The sequence below is a fragment of the Alteromonas sp. PRIM-21 genome, from assembly GCF_027563165.1.
GTDB lineage: Bacteria > Pseudomonadota > Gammaproteobacteria > Enterobacterales > Alteromonadaceae > Alteromonas > Alteromonas macleodii_A.
The window spans coordinates 1-540 of sequence record NZ_JADOEK010000042.1 but is presented as its reverse complement, the minus strand read 5'-3'; the positions used below and the strand labels follow the sequence as shown (position 1 = coordinate 540).

The following is a 540-nucleotide window of genomic DNA, read 5'->3' as shown; positions in this document are numbered from 1 at the left end:
GTTATAAGCCTTAACAGAAGTGAGCTATGGAAATTGAAATCTCGTCTGATAAAACGAAGCTCGACGTTGAGTTCATTCATCGTTTCTTGTCTCAAGAGTCGTATTGGGCGAAAGGTCGTTCCCTAGAAACAGTGGTTAATACTATCCAAAACTCCTTTTGTATTGCAGCCTATTCAAAGGGACGTCAGGTTGCATTTGCAAGGGTAGTAACAGACTATTGTACTCATGCATACATCATGGACTTCTTTACCTCAGATGATTTGCGAAATACCGGAATTGGTAGCTCATTGTTAACGTCATTACTTGATGCGCCTGAGTTGGCTGCAGTAAACAAGTTCACTTTAAGTACGGACTCAGCTTCGCAGTTTTATTGTCGGGCGGGTTTTAAACCAGGAGCGAAATCAGTATTAGCTTGGGAGCGCGGCGGCTTATAACAAACGCATTAAATCGCTCGCAGGCTCGCTGGGACGCTAACACATGGGCTGCGTCACTTCGTTCCTATTTTAGCCCATGTGTTATCGCCCTTTATGCGGGTGTTAT

General features: G+C 44.3%; 1 protein-coding gene. It reads left to right on the top strand.

Annotated elements, in window-relative coordinates:
* The first annotated feature begins 26 nt into the window (after window positions 1–26).
* Complete coding sequence (locus tag IW644_RS19920; RefSeq protein WP_269919049.1) at window positions 27–434, top strand: GNAT family N-acetyltransferase; 408 nt, start codon at window positions 27–29, stop codon at window positions 432–434.
* Window positions 435–540 lie beyond the last annotated feature (106 nt).